This is a genomic window from Plesiomonas shigelloides (assembly GCF_900087055.1).
In the GTDB taxonomy this organism is placed as follows: domain Bacteria; phylum Pseudomonadota; class Gammaproteobacteria; order Enterobacterales; family CAMTGL01; genus Plesiomonas; species Plesiomonas shigelloides.
Window position 1 is genome coordinate 2,876,280 of sequence record NZ_LT575468.1, and the last position, 18,214, is coordinate 2,894,493.

At 53.5% G+C, this 18,214-nt stretch carries 14 protein-coding genes; 7 read left to right on the forward strand and 7 right to left on the reverse strand.

The window, feature by feature from the left end; genetic code table 11:
• The first annotated feature begins 158 nt into the window (after positions 1-158).
• The 4 genes from NCTC9997_RS12840 (at position 159) to NCTC9997_RS12855 (ending at position 3,630) form a co-directional block, all read left to right on the forward strand.
• Entirely contained in the window at positions 159-473 is a 315-nt protein-coding gene (locus NCTC9997_RS12840; RefSeq protein WP_010864654.1) for a hypothetical protein, read from the forward strand.
• 189 nt (positions 474-662) lie between these two features.
• Positions 663-1,046 carry an autonomous glycyl radical cofactor GrcA gene (gene grcA, locus NCTC9997_RS12845; protein WP_010864655.1) on the forward strand — a complete coding sequence of 128 codons (384 nt, stop codon included), beginning with the start codon at positions 663-665 and terminating at the stop codon, positions 1,044-1,046.
• A gap of 228 nt (positions 1,047-1,274) precedes the next feature.
• Positions 1,275-2,450, forward strand: coding sequence for a dicarboxylate/amino acid:cation symporter (locus NCTC9997_RS12850; RefSeq protein WP_064978201.1), 1,176 nt, complete (start codon positions 1,275-1,277; stop codon positions 2,448-2,450).
• Positions 2,451-2,472: 22 nt separating this feature from the next.
• Positions 2,473-3,630, forward strand: a complete 1,158-nt coding sequence (locus NCTC9997_RS12855; RefSeq protein WP_064978202.1) for an SPOR domain-containing protein — start codon at positions 2,473-2,475, stop codon at positions 3,628-3,630.
• Between the two features lie 295 nt (positions 3,631-3,925).
• On the opposite strand, the gene thrC is transcribed toward NCTC9997_RS12855, so the two are convergent.
• The 4 genes from thrC to NCTC9997_RS12875 form a co-directional block, all read right to left on the reverse strand.
• Complete coding sequence (gene thrC, locus NCTC9997_RS12860; RefSeq protein ID WP_064978203.1) at positions 3,926-5,209, reverse strand: threonine synthase; 1,284 nt, start codon at positions 5,207-5,209, stop codon at positions 3,926-3,928.
• A gap of 3 nt (positions 5,210-5,212) precedes the next feature.
• Positions 5,213-6,160 (reverse strand): homoserine kinase, encoded by a 948-nt coding sequence (gene thrB, locus NCTC9997_RS12865; protein WP_010864659.1) that lies wholly within the window; start codon positions 6,158-6,160, stop codon positions 5,213-5,215.
• A gap of 1 nt (position 6,161) precedes the next feature.
• Positions 6,162-8,621 (reverse strand): bifunctional aspartate kinase/homoserine dehydrogenase I, encoded by a 2,460-nt coding sequence (gene thrA / locus NCTC9997_RS12870; protein ID WP_064978204.1) that lies wholly within the window; start codon positions 8,619-8,621, stop codon positions 6,162-6,164.
• A 578-nt stretch (positions 8,622-9,199) separates the two neighbouring features.
• Positions 9,200-9,898: a tRNA/rRNA methyltransferase gene (locus NCTC9997_RS12875; protein ID WP_010864661.1), complete on the reverse strand. Its 699-nt coding sequence runs from the start codon at positions 9,896-9,898 to the stop codon at positions 9,200-9,202.
• Between the two features lie 222 nt (positions 9,899-10,120).
• Between NCTC9997_RS12875 and aceK the strand changes: the two genes are divergently transcribed.
• Both aceK and NCTC9997_RS12885 read left to right on the forward strand, forming a co-directional pair.
• Positions 10,121-11,863: a bifunctional isocitrate dehydrogenase kinase/phosphatase gene (aceK, locus tag NCTC9997_RS12880; protein ID WP_064978205.1), complete on the forward strand. Its 1,743-nt coding sequence runs from the start codon at positions 10,121-10,123 to the stop codon at positions 11,861-11,863.
• A gap of 161 nt (positions 11,864-12,024) precedes the next feature.
• Positions 12,025-12,588 carry a hypothetical protein gene (locus NCTC9997_RS12885; protein WP_010864663.1) on the forward strand — a complete coding sequence of 188 codons (564 nt, stop codon included), beginning with the start codon at positions 12,025-12,027 and terminating at the stop codon, positions 12,586-12,588.
• A 131-nt stretch (positions 12,589-12,719) separates the two neighbouring features.
• Here NCTC9997_RS12885 and NCTC9997_RS12890 read toward each other — a convergent pair whose 3' ends face one another.
• On the reverse strand, positions 12,720-13,259 hold the full coding sequence (locus NCTC9997_RS12890) for a putative 4-hydroxy-4-methyl-2-oxoglutarate aldolase (protein WP_064978206.1): 540 nt from the start codon (positions 13,257-13,259) through the stop codon (positions 12,720-12,722).
• 507 nt (positions 13,260-13,766) lie between these two features.
• Here NCTC9997_RS12890 and arcA point away from each other — a divergent pair.
• A complete protein-coding gene (arcA, locus tag NCTC9997_RS12895) occupies positions 13,767-14,483 on the forward strand; it encodes a two-component system response regulator ArcA (protein WP_064978207.1) in 717 nt (238 codons plus the stop codon).
• A 170-nt stretch (positions 14,484-14,653) separates the two neighbouring features.
• Here the strand turns inward: arcA and arcB are convergent, their stop codons facing one another.
• Both arcB and NCTC9997_RS12905 read right to left on the reverse strand, forming a co-directional pair.
• Entirely contained in the window at positions 14,654-17,035 is a 2,382-nt protein-coding gene (arcB, locus tag NCTC9997_RS12900) for an aerobic respiration two-component sensor histidine kinase ArcB (RefSeq protein ID WP_064978208.1), read from the reverse strand.
• 43 nt (positions 17,036-17,078) lie between these two features.
• Positions 17,079-18,206, reverse strand: a complete 1,128-nt coding sequence (locus NCTC9997_RS12905; RefSeq protein WP_082935564.1) for a diguanylate cyclase domain-containing protein — start codon at positions 18,204-18,206, stop codon at positions 17,079-17,081.
• Positions 18,207-18,214 lie beyond the last annotated feature (8 nt).

Consider the following 18,214-nt stretch of genomic DNA (forward strand, 5'->3'; position numbering starts at 1 on the left):
AAGCTTACCCCCTTCGCTACTGGCTTATCCAGCCTTGCACGCGCCTATCTGCGCCAGATCTGCGCTAAGGTCGCATTTTAGCGCCGGCGGTTTGGCGCAGTTCTGCGCTTGTTGCTAAACTGTTAACACCACTCCTCTGACTGTGCGTGAGGCAACTTATGTCGATGATCAGCGCAAAAGAGTTTGCTCACTGGCTGTTTGAGCGCTTTAAAAACAATAAACAAGGCGTCTACCTGACTCGTAAGGACATCAGCCAACTCAGCGGACGGACTAAATTCAGCGTGGACTTTGTGCACGACATTCATCATGAGCTGATGCCGCTCGGTATGGCCTTTGTGACTGACACCGCGCGCGAATACTTTTTTCTGCTTCCACTCTCCAATCAATACTGGCGCCATTCACTGGAAGAGCAGTATCAACACGACTTCTTAAACGTTCTGCAGTTCGACAAAATCGAAAAACGCCAGCCATAAAACCGAATCCAGATCAATTTTCACCTCTTAGCGCGCATCTCACGATGTGCGCGAGATCATTTTTATACATTTGAATAAACCTTACTTTGAATCCGGATATTGACATACATCAAACAAGGTCACACAATAACCATCAACAAAGGTTGTAAACTATCAACTCTTTCTATAATTACCTTGCGGGAGATCGCTATGATTACTGGGATTCAGATCACCAAAGCTGCCAATGATGCACTGCTGAACTCTTTCTGGTTGCTGGATAGCACCACCGGTGAAGCGCGTTGTGTATGCGCCAAGAGCGAATACGCTGAAGATCAAATCGTTCCAGTTAACGATCTGGGCGAAATCGAATACCGTGAAGTAGCACTGGACGTACAACCGACTGTACGTGTGGAAGGCGGTCAGCACCTGAACGTTAACGTTCTGCAGCGTGAAACGCTGGAAGATGCTGTTAATCATCCAGAAAAATACCCGCAGCTGACTATCCGTGTATCTGGTTACGCGGTACGTTTTAACTCTCTGACTCCAGAGCAGCAGCGCGACGTTATCACCCGTACTTTCACTCAGAGCCTGTAATTGGCAGCGGGAAAAATCCCCGCCGGATGTTCACATCCACTCTGATGCTTCTCTCCAACAGGCGGTTTCTAACCGCCTGTTTCATTTACATGAAGTCTCCTGATACTCCCCGTAATTAGTCACAGAAATCTCTAATTCATTATGGTATTTTGTTTGATACAGCTACACAGTTCGTAACTGTTAGCAATAAAAAATATAGCCATTAGAATTTAGTACAGGATTCTTCTCATGAAACTTATCGCCAAGCTCATCGCCGGGATACTGGCCGGGCTACTCTTGGGCTTTTACGCCCCCGAATGGGTTATCCGTCTACTATTGACTGCCAAGTCATTGATCGGAGAACTGATTAACTTCACCATCCCACTGATTATTTTGTTCTTCATCACCAGTGGGATCGCCAGCTTGCCGCGTAACTCAGGGAAAATCCTGGGTAAAACCGTGATCTTGGCTTATGCCTCGACCATCGTGGCAGGTACCAGTGCATTCCTGATTGCCGGTCAGGTTATTCCACTGCTCGCCGAAAACGCAGTGAACGCAGAAGCCGTTGCCAACAAGCTGACGCCGTTTATTCAACTGTCGATCCCGCCACTGTTTGGCGTGATGACCGCGCTGGCGACCGCCTTCCTGTTCGGGATCGGTATCAGCAAGACCCAGAATAAAACCCTGAAAGAAGCCAGTGATGGCGGCCGCGATATCATCGACGGTCTGCTGGCCAAGGTGATCATTCCAGTACTGCCGTTCTACATTGCCGGGGTCTTTGCCGAAATGACCATCGAAGGCACGGTATTCACCACCCTGAAAACCTTCGGGATCGTGCTGGCACTGGCCATCGTGATGCATTGGCTGTGGCTGACCGTGCTGTATGTCGGCGCGGGGATCATCTCTGGTCGTTCACCACTGTTCCTGCTGCGCACCATGCTGCCAGCTTACTTCACGGCGGTCGGTACCATGTCTTCTGCCGCCACCATTCCGGTCACTCTGCGTCAGACCAAAGCGATGGGCGTGAACGAAGGCGTTGCGAACTTCACCATCCCTCTGTGCGCCACCATCCACCTGTCAGGCTCCACCATTACACTGGTAACCTGTGCTACTGCGGTGATGTATCTGGCACAGCACATGGATATCCCAAGCCTGATGACCATGTTGCCGTTCATTCTGATGCTGGGGATCACCATGATTGCTGCACCAGGAGCTCCGGGTGGCGCGGTGATGTCAGCGCTGGGGCTGCTGGGTTCAATGCTGGGCTTTACCGAAGCGCAACTGGCGCTGATGATTGCCCTGTATCTGGCACAAGACAGCTTCGGTACCGCCTGTAACGTAACCGGTGATGGCGCCATCAGCCTGCTGGTCGATACTGGGTTTGAAGCGGAAACCGAAGCCAGCAACAAGCCTGCTGAAGCCTAATTGATGCTCAGTTAAGCAAACCATGCGTAACCGGCACGGATGCCCGTTCAACTCACACACGCTGTACCGTTATCTGACGTACAGCGTGTGTTGTTTATTGTTGCTCCTGTCCGGTTGCGCCGCACCAATCAAACCGACCACCTGCACCCCACGTCTGACCCTGCACTTGCTGTACCCATCCGCCAGCGCGCAGGCCCTCACCTATCGCAATCCCGAAGGCGAGCAGTTATACCTTTCGCCGACACTGCTGCAATGCCAGCACATTGATGATGTGTTTTATATCTATTCGATGGATGGCAGCGGGCCGACACTGCGTCTTGACCTCGCGCCGCAAGGGCAAGCGATTCTCTCGCAGCAAACCAGTGAACACGTGCGTGGCAATTTAGCGATTTTGATTGATGGCCAACTGCTGGCAACGCCCATTATTCAAATGCCGATTGATGGCAACTCACTCCTGATTAATGGCATCAATGATGAAGTGGTGGCCAAATCATTGGTCAGTAGCATGAAAGCGCAGAGCAATATCGGTCGTTATCAGGTTTCCGCACATCGGCGCGCCGAAACGCCGGTACTGTTTCAAGCCGGCATGCAATTGCAGCCTCTGATAGCACAAACAACGCTTCCAACTCCCACTGATGCTGATGTTGAAGCTGAAGCCTCGAATCCAGACACATCCCCTAGCGCGGCGCAAACAGCTGACTTAGCCGTAGCCGACACAACCGAGCCAGACCACCAGCGCCAAGCGCCGAGTGCCAACCATGAAGCGCAATTAGGTTTAGCGCTGAACAAGGCCGAATTATTGCAACAAACCCTGCCTAAATTACGGGCCATGAATAACAGCAATTACACCATCCAACTGCTGGCTACGCGTAACTACCCGATCGCACAAGCCTTACTGCAAGAGCCGGGGATCAAAAGCCCACTCTATCTGTATCGCACTTGGCGCAGCGGCCAAGACTGGTATTTGGTGGTCACCGGTGAGTTTGCCACCCTGAGCGAAGCGCGCAGCGCGGCAACCAGCGAAAAAATGGCGCAGCTATACCACGATGCGTGGGTCAAAAGCGTACGTAAAGTGCATCAAGAGCTAAACGCTAATGCGCCCAAAACCAACACGCCACAAAAGAGCGCAACACCCGCTAGCCGAAAATCAGTCACCCATAGCGCAATACCTAATACCTAATACCTAATACCTAATACCTAATACCTAATACCTAATACCTAATACCGCCGCGCGCTAGCGCGAACCGGCGCGATATTCTTGCCCATAACGTCAATGCTGAAATATCAGCTCCTTTTTAGCCCCGCCACAAAAACAAAAAAACAAAAGTAAGCTTCGCCATAAAAAAACCGCCTCCCAAGGGAGACGGTCTTCATAACGACAGCCACAGCGCTGTTCACGCAGCAGCCGAGTAGCGCAATAGCAAAGTAAAAGCGCGTTTTATCTCGCTCGCTTATGCCCTGCTAACAGCCAGCACTTACAGCAAATGCTGTTGTAACCACTGTTTTAATGCAGCGAAATCCGCAGGCATGGCTTGCGATAGCAGTGGCAATTGCGCACGCTCGGCCAATGCTGGCGGCAGATCAATGTCGCGCGCCAAGATAGCTTCAACACTCTCTTTAAACTTAGCCGGATGCGCAGTACACAAAAAGACGCCAGTTTCGCCCGGACGCAACTGCTCCGACAGCACTTGATAGGCAGTGGCGCCGTGCGGCTCACACAGATAACCTAACGCATCCAGTGTGCGCAGCGTGTCACTGACCGCCTCATCACTAACCGCGCCATAGGCCAACAGCGGCATCTGACACTCTTTGCGGCGATACAGCTCTTCAATGCGCGGCCAGTTGTTCGGCCGGCTCACGTCCATCGAGTTAGACAACGTGGCAACCGTCTCACGCGGTGCCCACTCTTTGGTAGCCAGATAACGCGGGACGGTATCGTTGGCATTGGTGGCTGCAATAAAACGTTTTACCGGCAGCCCCATCGCTTGAGCCAGCAAACCGGCGGTTAAGTTACCAAAGTTACCGCTTGGCACCGCCACCACCAACTGATTGCGCGCCGCCTGCGGCAACTGCGCCACCGCTTCGAAGTAGTAACAAATTTGCGCCAGCAAGCGGCTGATGTTGATCGAGTTCGCCGAGTTCAGGCCAATCGACTGACGCAGCGCTTCATCATCAAATGCTTGTTTCACTAAGGCTTGGCAAGCATCAAAATCGCCATCCACGGCCAACGTGGAAATATTGCCGCCCAGTGTACAGAACAGTTTTTCCTGCAGCGGACTGATCTTGCCTTGCGGATACAAGATCACCACTTGGATCTGCTCGATGCCGGCAAAAGCATGCGCCACCGCTGCGCCAGTGTCCCCCGAGGTCGCAGTCAGGATGGTGATCTTTTCATCCCCCGCCACTTCAGCCAACACTTGCGCCATAAAGCGGCCACCGAAGTCTTTAAATGCCAGCGTCGGGCCATGGAACAGCTCCAGCGCATAGACCGAGTCAGACACCTGCTGCAGCGGCAGCGGGAAATCAAAGGCCGTCGCCACCATCTGCTGCACCTGCTCCGGCGTCAGCTCATCGCCAATCAGGCGACTTAAAATACGCGCACTACGCTCGACAAACGGCAATGCCAACAGCTCATCGATATTGGCCAATAGCGGCACATCAAACGGGAAAAACAGCCCCTGCTGGCGACCCAATCCCTGACGCACCGCCTGCGCGAAGCTTACCTGCTCGTTGTGATCCTTGATGTTATACAGTTTCATGCGTTACCCCAGTATGCGTGCCCCTGCCCGATCCATGCGGCAGATATGGACAAATCCTTCGTCATTTTGCAGATAGTTATCACTTAACCAGCGCGCAACACGGCTAGCCACCGCGTAATCGGCGCACACCGAGAACAGGGTTGGACCAGAACCAGAAATGCCGGTCGCCAGCGCGCCGCAATCGCGCGCCTGACGGCGCGCTTCGGCAAAGCCTGGCAATAGCCGCTCACGATACGGCTCGGCAATCACGTCTTTGATCATCTGCGCGGCCAGCCGTGGCTGATGGCTGTAACAAGCATGGATAAATCCGGCCAGATGACGACCATGAGCAATACAATCTTGGCGACGGTATTGCGCCGGTAAAATTGCGCGCGCTTCCGCAGTCGATACCTTGATGCCCGGATAGGCCATCACCCAGTACCACTCGTCAAAACAAGGCACTGACTGACTGATGATCCCCATCTCTTCCAGCATCAGCTGCAAGCCGCCCAAATAGCACGGCGCCACGTTATCGTAGTGCACGCTGCCGGAGATGCGTCCTTCCAGTTCGCCCATCATGGCCAGCATGGCATGTTCGTCAAACGGGCGGTCATGCCACTCATTGAGCGCCACCAGCGCCGCCACAATCGAGCAAGCACTGGAGCCTAGCCCCGAGCCAATCGGCATGTTCTTTTCCAACACCAGTCGCACCGGTTTGACCTTGCCGCCTTGTAAGCGCAGGCGCTCACTGAACAGCACCCAGCACTGATAGACGATATTTTCCTGCGGATTAACCGGCAATTTATCGACAAACCGCCCACGGCACGCCAACTCAAACGGTTCGCTGCAGGCCTCGGCACTGACCACATCCCCGAGCAAGGTACCGTCCACCGGACTGACCGCCGCGCCCAGCACATCGAATCCGACACTCACATTGCCAATCGAGGCCGGGGCATACACTTTGATTCCCATCTTAGACTCCCCGTTTCCACGGTAGGGTACGCAGCAAATCGGCGAAGATCCCGGCAGCGGTCACATCGTTGCCCGCGCCATAGCCACGCAGTACCAGTGGTAGCGGCTGATAATAGCGGCTATAAAACGCCAATGCGTTCTCGCCATCTTTGACTTTAAATAACGGATCATCGGCCCCCACCGCCTGAATTTCAGCGCGGCACTGACCTTCTTCAATGACCCCAACATAGCGCAGCACTTTGCCTTCGCTGTTGGCGGCCGCCACTCGCGCGGCAAACTCCGCATCCAACTGCGGTAAACGCGCCATGAAAGAGGCGGTATCGCCACTGGCATCGAAACTGGCCGGCAACACGCCTTGCACCTGAATATCGCTCAACTCCAGTGGGTAACCGGCTTCACGAGCGAGGATCAAAAGCTTACGCGCCACATCCATCCCCGAGAGATCATCGCGCGGATCTGGCTCGGTATAACCGTTTTGGCGCGCCAGCGCTGTGGCCGCCGACAGGCTCATGCCCTCTTCCAATTTACCGAAGATAAATGACAAGGAGCCTGACAACACGCCGCTAAAGCGACTCAACTCATCACCGGCATTGAGCAAGTTTTGCAGGTTTTCAATCACCGGCAAACCCGCGCCGACGTTGGTTTCATACAGAAACTTACGGCGACTGCTTTGTGCGGTACGGCGCAGCAAACGGTAATAATCGAGCGATGACGTATTGGCTTTCTTGTTCGGGGTGATGACATGGAAACCGGCGGCCAAGAAGTCGGCATACTGATCGGCAATTTTCTGATCTGAGGTGCAATCCACAATCACCGGATTGAGCAGATGATACTGATTGACCACCCGGATCAGGCGAGCAAAGGAATAAGGCTCATTGGCGGCGCTGATTTGATCGCGCCAGTGCTCCAGCTCGATGCCATTAACATCCAACAGCATTGAGCGTGAATTGGATAAGCCGCACACCCGCAGCTGAATATTTTGCGCCAGCAAACGTGGCTGCTGACGGCGAATTTGCTCGACCAGCGCGCCACCAACACCACCGACGCCGATGATAAACACATCCAGCACCTGACGAGAGTTAAACAGCGCCTCATGGCAGGTCCGTACCGCTTCGGTGACCTTCTCATCGGCAATCACCGCGGAGATAGAGCGCTCAGACGAGCCCTGCGCGATCGCCACGATATTGATGTTGGCCTGTGCCAGCGCAGTGAAAAAGCGCGCTGAGATGCCACGCGCAGTGCGCATACCATCACCGACCACCGACACTACCGCCAGTTTTTCCTGCACATCTAACGGCTCTAACAGACCGTTTTTCAGCTCCAGATAAAACTCATCGTTCAGCGCACGGCGGGCTTTGGCTAACTCGGCTTGTGGCACACAAAAACTGATGCTGTATTCAGAAGACGACTGGGTGATCAGCACCACGGAGATCCCCGCGCGTGACATCACCGAGAACACCCGCGCCGCCATGCCGACCATGCCTTTCATGCCAGGGCCTGACACGTTCAGCATCGCCACATTGGATAAGTTAGTGATGCCTTTAACTTCCAGCTGTTCGGCGCCACTTTCTGCGCCAATTAAGGTGCCTTCGGCTTGCGGGTTGGCGGTGTTTTTAATCAGGCACGGGATCTGGAACTGAGCAATCGGTAAAATGGTACGCGGGTGCAAAACCTTCGCGCCAAAGTACGACAGCTCCATCGCTTCCGGATAGGACATGGATTTGAGCAAACGCGCGTCCGGCACCAAACGTGGGTCGCAGGTATACACGCCATCGACGTCAGTCCAAATTTCGCAGCACTCGGCGCGTAAACAGGCGGCCAGTACTGCGGCGGAATAGTCGGAGCCATTACGCCCCAGCACCACCAGCTCACCTTTTTCATTGCTGGCGGTAAAGCCCGCCATCAGCGCCACCGCGCCTTGCGGAATAGGATCGGCCTGAAAACGGACGGTCGATACCTCAATATCCACGGTCGATTCCAGATAGCCACCGCGCGCCAGCAGTTTTTCCACCGGATCCAACACCTTAACCGGATAGCCGCGCGCCACAAACAGCGCGTCCATAATGGCAATCGACATCTTCTCGCCACGGCTGATAATGCTGGCATTGATGCTATCTGGGCACTGCCCCAGCAAGCTGATCCCGTGCAGTAACTGACGCAAATTGGCAAACTCGCGCGCCAACATGCTCTTGACGCTCTCCAGCGCAAACGCTGGCAACTCGGCATGCAGCCCCTGCACTAAATCGGCAAAAATCTGCTCGGCATCATTGAGGTTCGGTTGGATATCCTGACCGGCCACGGTTTTATCAATCATGGCCACCAGATGGTTGGTGATTTTGGCTGGAGCCGATAACACCGCGGCGACCTGCCCCTGCTGGGCATTGCTCTCGATGATGTCAGCGGCACGTGCAAACCGTTCGGCATTGGCCAGAGAAGTGCCACCAAATTTCAATACCCGCATCGTTGTACTCCCTTTACAAGTCCATCTCCGTTACCGTATCGCTCAGGATAACGGTTCCGTTAACTTTATGTTTTGCCGTGTTATGCAGGGCGATCACGCTCTGACATGTAACAGCAAACAATCCATCGTATCCATTCCGTGTTACCGCATGACACCGAGTCGCTCTGTGAAAACGGGTAGCAAAAAAAAGGCCCGTTCCGGTGAGGGTAACGGGCCTGGATATCTGATTTGCGCGCGTCAGCCAGCCCCGTTACCGATGGAGGTAATGGTGGTGGTTGTAATCGTAATCAGGGTAACCAGCTGAGCGTTCATCATAGTGTTACGTCTTCTCGTTGTAAGCTGTCGTAAGAGAACTGTTGTTGGTGATCCGTGATTGCCATAGCCTGCTGGGCAGACTTTTCGCGCAGTCGTGACTCTATTGGTTAAAGCAAAATTGCGCTAAAGTCAATCAATCGGCTGATTTTCTCTCCGCAGCCACCACTCAATCCACACCAGTAATAGCCATTTTTACCGGATAAAATCCTGCCAGCTTTAGCTGAATCGGTTAATTCGAGAAACCCACAGCGCCAATCTGATAATTACGCGTTGTTTTTCGGCGCGAGCATTTTTTCGATATCATGCAGCAAGGTGTGCAGCATCGCGGTATCTCGCTGAGCCAACATCCCCAAGCGCTGATCTAACCAATCGGCCAGTTTCTGATCGTCGGCCACCTGCAAGGTCTGCAGTAAACGCTCGACGCGGGCACGTAAGGCGGTTAACTGCCCCGCATCGGTCGGGGTTTCCGGCTCTTGCTGCAACTGATTTAACTGCGACAACTGATAGCAGTACACCATCACCGCCTGTCCCAAATTCAATGAGGGATAATCGGCCTGCATCGGCACGCAGGTCAGGATATCGGCCAGTTCTAACTCGTCATTGGTCAGGCCGGAGTCTTCCCGCCCGAAAACCAGTGCTGCGGAGCCCATCCACTGCTGCTTTTCTTGCAGTTGCGTCAGCACTTCAGCGGGGGTCGCGTAATAATTGAAGCGACCGCGCTCACGCGCCGTGGTTGCTACCACCAATTCCACATCCGCCACCGCGTCGGCCAGCGTGGCATACGTACTAGCCTCGGCAAGGATTTCTTGCGAGCCATGCGCAACCCATCCGGCCGCCGGCTGACGATGGGCATCACTGTTCACGATGCGCAGTGAGCTAAACCCCATGGTTTTCATCGCCCGTGCTGCCGCACCCACATTTTCTGCCCGCGCGGGCTCTACCAGTACGATATGAAACTGCATTGTTTTGTTCCTGATTCATTCACCGCCGGCAACTGTAACGAGTTTAGCCAGAAATGCAATTTCCCCCAGTTGCGCATTGGTTAAAAGATCGCCATAGTGAATCCATGCAGTGCATATATTCACCTAAATAAAAGCACGGACGATCGCCCGCAATGAGCCAGCACCGCGATGCGACATCAGCTGGTCAGAGAACAGATCGCAACAGGCAGAAGGAATGGCATGATGACCTCGGCACTGGAACACCTGATCGCGCATACGATCCTGCAAGGATTCGATGCCCAATACGGACGCTTTTTAGAGATCACCGCCGGTGCCCAGCAGCGCTTCGAACAAGCCCAATGGGCCGCGGTGCAAGACGCCATGAAGCAGCGGATCAATTTGTACGATCATCATGTCACCTTGGCCGTCGCTCAGCTCAAAAGCATGACCGGCAACCTGTATACCGATGCTCACTTTGTGATGCGGGTCAAACGTGCCTACGAAGATTTGCTGCACGACTATCCGCGCTATGAAATTGCTGAAAGTTTCTTTAACTCGGTGTATTGCCGCATCTTCTCGCACCGCAACCTCAATCCGCATAAGCTGTTTGTGTTTAGCTCACAACCGGCGCGCTTTGATCTGCCGCAGCGCCCATTAGACAAAAGCTATCCACTGACCGAACAGTCAGGCGCTAGCGTCAGCACGCGCCTTGAACAGGCATTGGCGCAATTGCTGAATGACACCCCGTTTACCCTGCCATGGGAAAACCTCACGCGGGATATCGAGCAGCTGCAGCGCCGGCTGCGCGCACGTTTTCGTGAAGAGGCGCTAGCACAAGCCAGTCTGACCATGCTGCGCGAACCTTTCTTTCGCAATAAAGCCGCTTACCTGATTGGCCGCATTGAATGGCCGGATGCGCCGCCCACGCCCCTCATCCTGCCGATTCACCATAACGAAGCCAGCGGGATATTTGTGGATACCTGCCTGACCGAGTTTGACGAAGCCAGCATTGTGTTTGGTTTTGCCCGCTCTTACTTCATGGTGTATGCCCCCGTGCCTTCTGCGGTTGTGCGCTGGTTACACACCATTTTGCCAGGCAAAAGCCACGCTGAGTTGTACACCGCCATCGGCTGTCAGAAGCACGGGAAAACCGAGTTTTACCGCGAATATCTGCACCATCTGGAGCACTCGGACGATCCTTTTATCATCGCCCCCGGCGTGAAAGGGATGGTGATGCTGGTGTTTACCCTACCCTCCTATGACACGGTGTTTAAGGTGATTAAAGATCAGTTTGCACCGCAAAAAGAGATGAACCGCGAGATGGTAAAAGCCAAGTACCGCTTGGTAAAAGAGCACGATCGGGTCGGGCGGATGGCAGATACCCAAGAGTATGAGAACTTTATCCTGCCACGCGATCGGGTCTGCAGCGAGCTGCTGGATGAGCTGCGCCGTGAAGCGCCTTCGCAGTTGGAGGAAAACGGTGACCAGCTGATTATCCGCCACCTGTACATGGAGCGACGCATGACGCCGCTGAACCTCTATCTGGAGCAGGCCAATGACGAGCAACTGCGCGCCGTCATTGAAGAGTATGGCAGCGCCATCAAACAACTGGCCGCCGCCAACATCTTTCCCGGCGATATGCTGTTCAAAAATTTCGGCGTCACCCGTCACGGTCGCGTGGTGTTTTATGATTACGATGAAATTAACTACATGACGGAGATGAATTTTCGCGAAATCCCCCCACCACGCTATCCGGAGGATGAGATGTCGGCTGAGCCGTGGTACAGCGTCGGGCCGAACGATATTTTCCCTGAGGAATTCCGTACGTTCTTGTGTATCAACCCCCAGATTCGCCAGATCTTTGAAGAACTGCATGGGGATCTGTTTGAAGCGCGTTACTGGCGAGAGATCCAAGATAAGATCCGCCACGGCCACATTGAAGACGTCTTTCCTTATCGCAGAAAGTTACGCTTCTCGCGAAATTAAAAAAGTTCCGCTATTAAACGGATATTTTGTCATTTTTTAGCCATACTGAGAGACACGCAGCAAACCGGCGTGGTAAAAGCGGACACACTATTGGCGCACGGTTTTCGTGCGAGTCTTTGGCTATTTACATGAATAGTCGTTATACGCCACAGGGAGAGGCTATGTTGTCATTGTCATCATTGCTGCTACACGGCCGCCACGCCAATCCTCTTCGCGTGATGCGACTCTCCCTGCGCCAAGCGTTATTGGCAAGCGTGAGTGCCACTTTACTGCTGAGCACGCCAGCGCATGCGCTGTCGATGGCCGATATCTCGGTGCGTCCGTATTTTGATGCCGGTAACGAAATGACTGCCTTTGATGAATGGCACGTGGCCAGTGGCGTCAGCGTCAGCATTACCCCGGAATGGCAATGGTTTATTGCCAACCAAGTCGGTACCTCGCAAACCGCCGCGCAAGCCTATAATGGCGGAGATACCGGCGCGGCCAACAGTAATGGGGTGGTCAGTGGGGTAAGCTATCAATGGAGTCAGAATCTGCGCTTGGAAAGTCGTATTGGCCGCGAAAATCGCCCCAATGCCCAACAAAGCAGCATTGCCTTTGGTAGCGCCTTGAGCCTGACCCGCTCTTTGGCCGTCAAAGCGGGGATGAATGTGCAAACCACCACCTTACCAAGCAATCCGCAAACCGATGTGCAGCTCGGTCTCGGTCTGGGCGTAACTTTTTAAACGCCATCTCGATAAACATCCACGCGTAAAACCTTATGTATCAAACAAATCAGTGAGCACCTAGCAATCTTGGCGGCTCACTGACTGTAAGTTGTGGGTTGTGGATGGTAGGGTGTGGTTGCGGATGCGCGTTATAACGTCGGATCGGTATTGCTTGGCGGATTAGCCGCTTGCATACAAGGCAAACAGCGCAAATTCAGCTCTTCACGGGCAATGGCAATGCCGTTCAAATCTGCATACAGCCAATCGCCGGGATGAATGCGGATCCCCTGAATCTCCACGCTGATGCCCAGCTCGCCCAAGCCTCGTTTATCGGTTTTCACAGGACAAGCTCCGAGCGCTTGGATCCCCAAAGGCAACTGCGCCAGCTCCCCCACATCACGCACTGCGCCAAACACCACAATACCGGCCCAGCCATTGGCAACCGCTTTGTGCGCCAGCTGATCGCCTAACAAGGCGCGGCGCAATGAACCCGCCCCGTCGACCACCAGCACCTGTCCATAGCCAGGTTTAGCCACCAAATCACGCACCAGTGAGTTATCTTCCGGGCAACGCACGGTCACCACAGGGCCAAAAAAGATGGCGCGCCCGCCATAAGAGCGAAACCACGGCGGTAACACAGTCAGTGACTCAGCGTACACATCGCATAAATCAGGTAAAAGATCCAACATCGTCCGATCCTTCTGTTATCCATCATCTAAACTTTATTAACATACGCGATCTTTTTGGCTAAATCTGTGTGCCGCTCCACTGGCGGCAAAAATCCCTGTTAACAATTAACTGATAATCCGCACAGATCGATAAACAGTTTATTGATAAATAATGATATTTTATAAAACATTGCAGCCAGTAGCAGACAGATCGGCTAAACTTGACATATATCAAGCAAATTTACGTTATTTCAACTAGTCTGACATAGCCCATTGTTATAAGGCTGTTACATAGATAGAATATTGCGCACCTAGAAGGTATCCTGCCATTAAGAGTCATTGACGACATCTGCGGTGTTACGGCGAGCATCAGTGCCGCATCGCTCCTAAGGAAGGCGCAAGCAGTTGAATTCTACGTTAATTCCTGTGCATTGATTCGTAAACACTTACCGATAAAATATGTTAAGTTTTAATGCACAACATTGCACAACAAGATTCATATTTTTGGTATTGTCTTAGGTAGCATACATGCAAACCCCGCACATTTTGATCGTCGAAGACGAGCTGGTCACTCGCAACACTCTGAAAAGTATTTTTGAGGCCGAAGGCTATATCGTTCACGAAGCCAACGACGGCACCGAAATGCATCAGATGCTGTCTGACCACGATATCAGCCTGGTCATTATGGATATCAACCTGCCGGGCAAAAATGGCTTACTGCTGGCGCGCGAACTGCGTGAGCAGGCCAATATCGCACTGATGTTCCTGACCGGACGTGATAATGAAGCCGATAAGATTCTGGGTCTGGAAATCGGCGCTGATGACTACATCACCAAGCCATTTAACCCACGCGAGTTAACTATTCGTGCCCGTAACCTGCTGTCTCGTACCATGAACATCGGTGGTGGCAGCGAAGAGCGTCGTCTGGTGGAAGAGTACTGCTTTAACGGCTGGACTCTGGACATCAACAGCCGTTCTCTGGTTAGCCCGGCTGGCGAGCAGTTCAAACTGCCACGCAGTGAATTCCGTGCCATGCTGCACTTCTGTGAAAACCCGGGCAAGATTCAGTCGCGTGCCGAGCTGCTGAAGAAAATGACCGGTCGTGAACTGAAGCCGCATGATCGCACCGTTGACGTAACTATCCGCCGTATTCGTAAGCACTTCGAATCCGTGGCAGATACGCCGGAAATCATTGCCACCATTCACGGTGAAGGTTACCGCTTCTGCGGCGAGCTGGAAGAGTAATTCCACGCCTACGTAATTGACCAACAAAAACAGGGCCATCGGCCCTGTTTTTTTATTGCGCATTTTTTAACTACATATAGCGATACTACATATCGCCCACTACATTTTTTACTGCATCTTGTTGGCTGCATATCGCTAGTGTGTTGGTTAACCTTAACCGACCCATATACTTAGCGCGGCTTTTTGCCCTGCTCTGCGGGCGTTTGGCTTTGCAGCCAGCCGCGCAGTAACTGCACGTCATTACGCCACTCACGATGGATCTCATCCACCCAATCCGCCACATTGTCCCACCACGCCGGCAGATCCGGTGATTGTGCCTGCTGCGCCAATTGCTGAATATGTTTAAGCCCCACTGAACCTGCGGCGCCTTTGATCTTGTGCGCTTCCGACACAATGCCTTTTTGATCCTTGGCGGTCATGTTGGAGTCGAGGATCGCCAGATAATCTGGCATCACCTTCTCAAACAAGTCCAGATTGCTCAGCATCAAGGTTGGCCCCACCAACTCCAGATATTGCTCGAGCATGGTCAGATCTAACAAGGCCGACGGTGCCGGCGCGGCTTTGTCATCGGCTGTCGGCGTTGGCTGCGGAGCACTGACTGGCAGCTCTGCTGGCTGCGGTAACTGACGTTGCAACATCGCCTGCAGCGCCTGTACTGACAGCGGCTTACTCAGCGCATCATCCATCCCACCAATCAAGTATTCGCTCTTGTCTTTCAAGACATTAGCGGTCAAGGCCACCAATGGCGGCAACTGGGTATAGGTTTCACGCCAGCGCCGAGCGATATCAAAACCGGTCATATCCGGCAGCTGAATATCCAGCAACACCAAGTCATAACGCGATGGATCAAACAGTGAAAACGCGTCGGCGCCGGTCATCGCCACATCCAGTGTGTGTCCCAACTTTTGCAGTACCGAGCGCGCCACAATGACGTTCAGCTCAATATCTTCGACCAGCAGAATGTGCAATGGCCGTTGCACACACTCCGCCACCGGTGCATCTTCCGGCTGCGCCGCCGCCAGCTCACGCACGGTGACAGTCAGGGTAAAGCAAGTACCCTTGCCTTCTTCACTGGTGACTTGAATATCACCACCCATCATCTGCGCCAACTTGCGAGATACCGCCAATCCAATGCCGGTACCGGTTGGATTAAGCCGCCCATCTTGGCCTTTGACCTGATAGTACATGGCGAAAATCTTATCCAACTCGGCAGCCGGAATACCAATGCCGGTATCCTGCACCGCAAACGACAAGCGGGTTTGCGCCGCGTCCCGCTCGGCATGCACGCTGACAGTCACCCCCCCTTCGCGGGTAAATTTCATCGCGTTGCCCACCAGATTCCACAGGATCTGACGCAAGCGGGTGCCATCGGCCTCAATGCAATCCGGTAATGGTTCATGCCGGATCAACTGGAATTTCAGCCCTTTTTGTTCAGCCTGCAAACCGGAGAGGTTTTCCAGATCGCTTAATAAGCCGGTGAAGTCGACCGGTTTAGCGGCCACATCCAGACGACGACGATCGAGTTTGTCCATATCGATGATGTCATTGAAGATATGACCTAAGGTGATCGCACTTAAGTGAATGGTTTTCAGATATTTTTGCTGCTCCGGACTCAACTCGGTATCCAGCAAGATCCGACTAAGACCCACAATCCCGTTCAGCGGGGTACGCAGCTCATGACTGATTGTAGAGATAAAGGTGGTCTTATCGCGGCTGGCTTTTTCTTGCGCCTCTTGATAACGCTTACGTTCGGTAATATCGCGCCCGAAGCCCATCAGGCCGCAGCGCACGCCATTACGGTCATAAAACGGGACTTTACGCAGCTCGAAACAGGCTTTGCGCCCATCGGGATAATCCAGCCACAGCTCATAAGTCAGCGGCATATTGTGCTGGAACACATTGGTATCGGTTTCCACCACTTTGGCCGCGATATCTTTGCTGTACACCTCCCATGCCGTCAGACCAATTAGCTGCTTTTCACTCTTACCGGTGAGCAGCTCCATCGCCCGATTACAACCAGAGAACTGGCCATTTTCGTTGCGGTAATACACCAGATCGGGGGAGGCATCGAGAAACGAGCGTAACAGCGCACTTTGCTGGGCCAACTGGATTTGCGCCTGTTCACGCTCGAACACTTCGTTTTCCAGATCTTCAATGGCCAGCTGCCGCGCATGCTCAGCCTTGCAGCGCTCTTCGTTTTCGAGGCTCAGCTGCTGGATTTTTTCTTGCAACTGGGCATTTAGCTGCAAGTCACGCGCACGCATCTCTTCGAGCTTACTGACCAACGCTGACAAACGCTGGCGCGACTCTTCTTGCTGCTCAACTACCACCGATAAAAAGTACACCGCCCACGGGGTGATCAGCAGCCCGAAAAACACCGAGCGCACCACATCGATGCCATGCACCTGCCCTTGTAAAAACAAGGTGACCCCGATTTGCACCAACAAGGCCAGCGCCACCAGCGCGGTTGCCAGCAACAGCGAAAACCGGACAATGCCCAGCTTCACCATCAAATCCACATAATATTGCGCAAGCAGCTTGATCCGGTTCATACCGCCGATCCGTTTTTTTAAAATGATATCCTAGGGCGGTATCTTACTGTGTGTCGTCCTGCAGCTCCACCTTGACGCTGTGGGCTGTTTCACCGGTCACACAGATCCGGTTACGACCGAGGGATTTAGCCTGATACAGAGCCAAATCGGCCTGTTGCACCAGCTCGCTACAATGCACCAGTGGTGAGGGCTGCATCGCGGCAATGCCAATACTGCAAGTGAGGTGGCCGTTGATATCCGACGCCGAATGTGGAATATCCGCTTGACGCAAATTGATCTGGATACGGCGCGCCACTTCTTCTGCACCACGCTCATCAGTTTCCGGCAACAAGATCACAAACTCCTCGCCACCGTAACGCGCCACCAGATCTTGCGGTCGCCACAGTGAGTGAGTAAGCACTTCGGCAAACGCCTGCAAGCCGCAGTCGCCTTGCTGATGGCCATAGCGATCGTTGTAAGCTTTGAAATAATCGATATCAATCAACAGCAGTGCCAGCGAGCGCTGATTACGTTGATGGGTACGCCACTGCTGATGTAGCTGCTCTTCAAAATGACGCCGATTGGCAATGCGGGTCACACAATCGAAATAGCTTAAGGTGTGCAGATCCATAATCGCATCGGCCAATTGCTGCTCGGTGCGCTTACGCTCCGTAATATCGCGCCCCACAATCAGCACCGCACGCTCCGCGTATTCTGGGCCGTTACAGGGTGATTTGGTGATCTCCAACCAGCGCACCGTGCCATCGGGGGTGCTGAAGTAGTCCTCATAACACACCGGCAGGCCACTATTGAGCACTTGCTGCTCTTGTGACGCCCAAAACGCCACCCGATCTTCAGCGCTCCACGCCACAGGCCGAGTACCACAAATCTGCGCTACCGTGCACTGCGGCCCACCGAGCATATGGGCAAAAGCTTGATTGCAGGTGAGATAAACGCCGCGCTCGCTGATCACCGCCACCGGATCGGGGCTGGCATCAAACAGCTGTTGCATCAGGCGTCCAGAGTGACGGTAGGGCTGGCTACGCCAGCGGTAGCGCCAACGCTCCCAGCAAACATAGCCCGTCAATACGCCGGCCGGACGATGCCGCGAGGCACGCATTCCCAACAGGAGCAGGGTTAACCCCAGTCCTCCTAGGATAACCCCTAACATAAACAGTGCAGAGATGGTCATTCACGTAC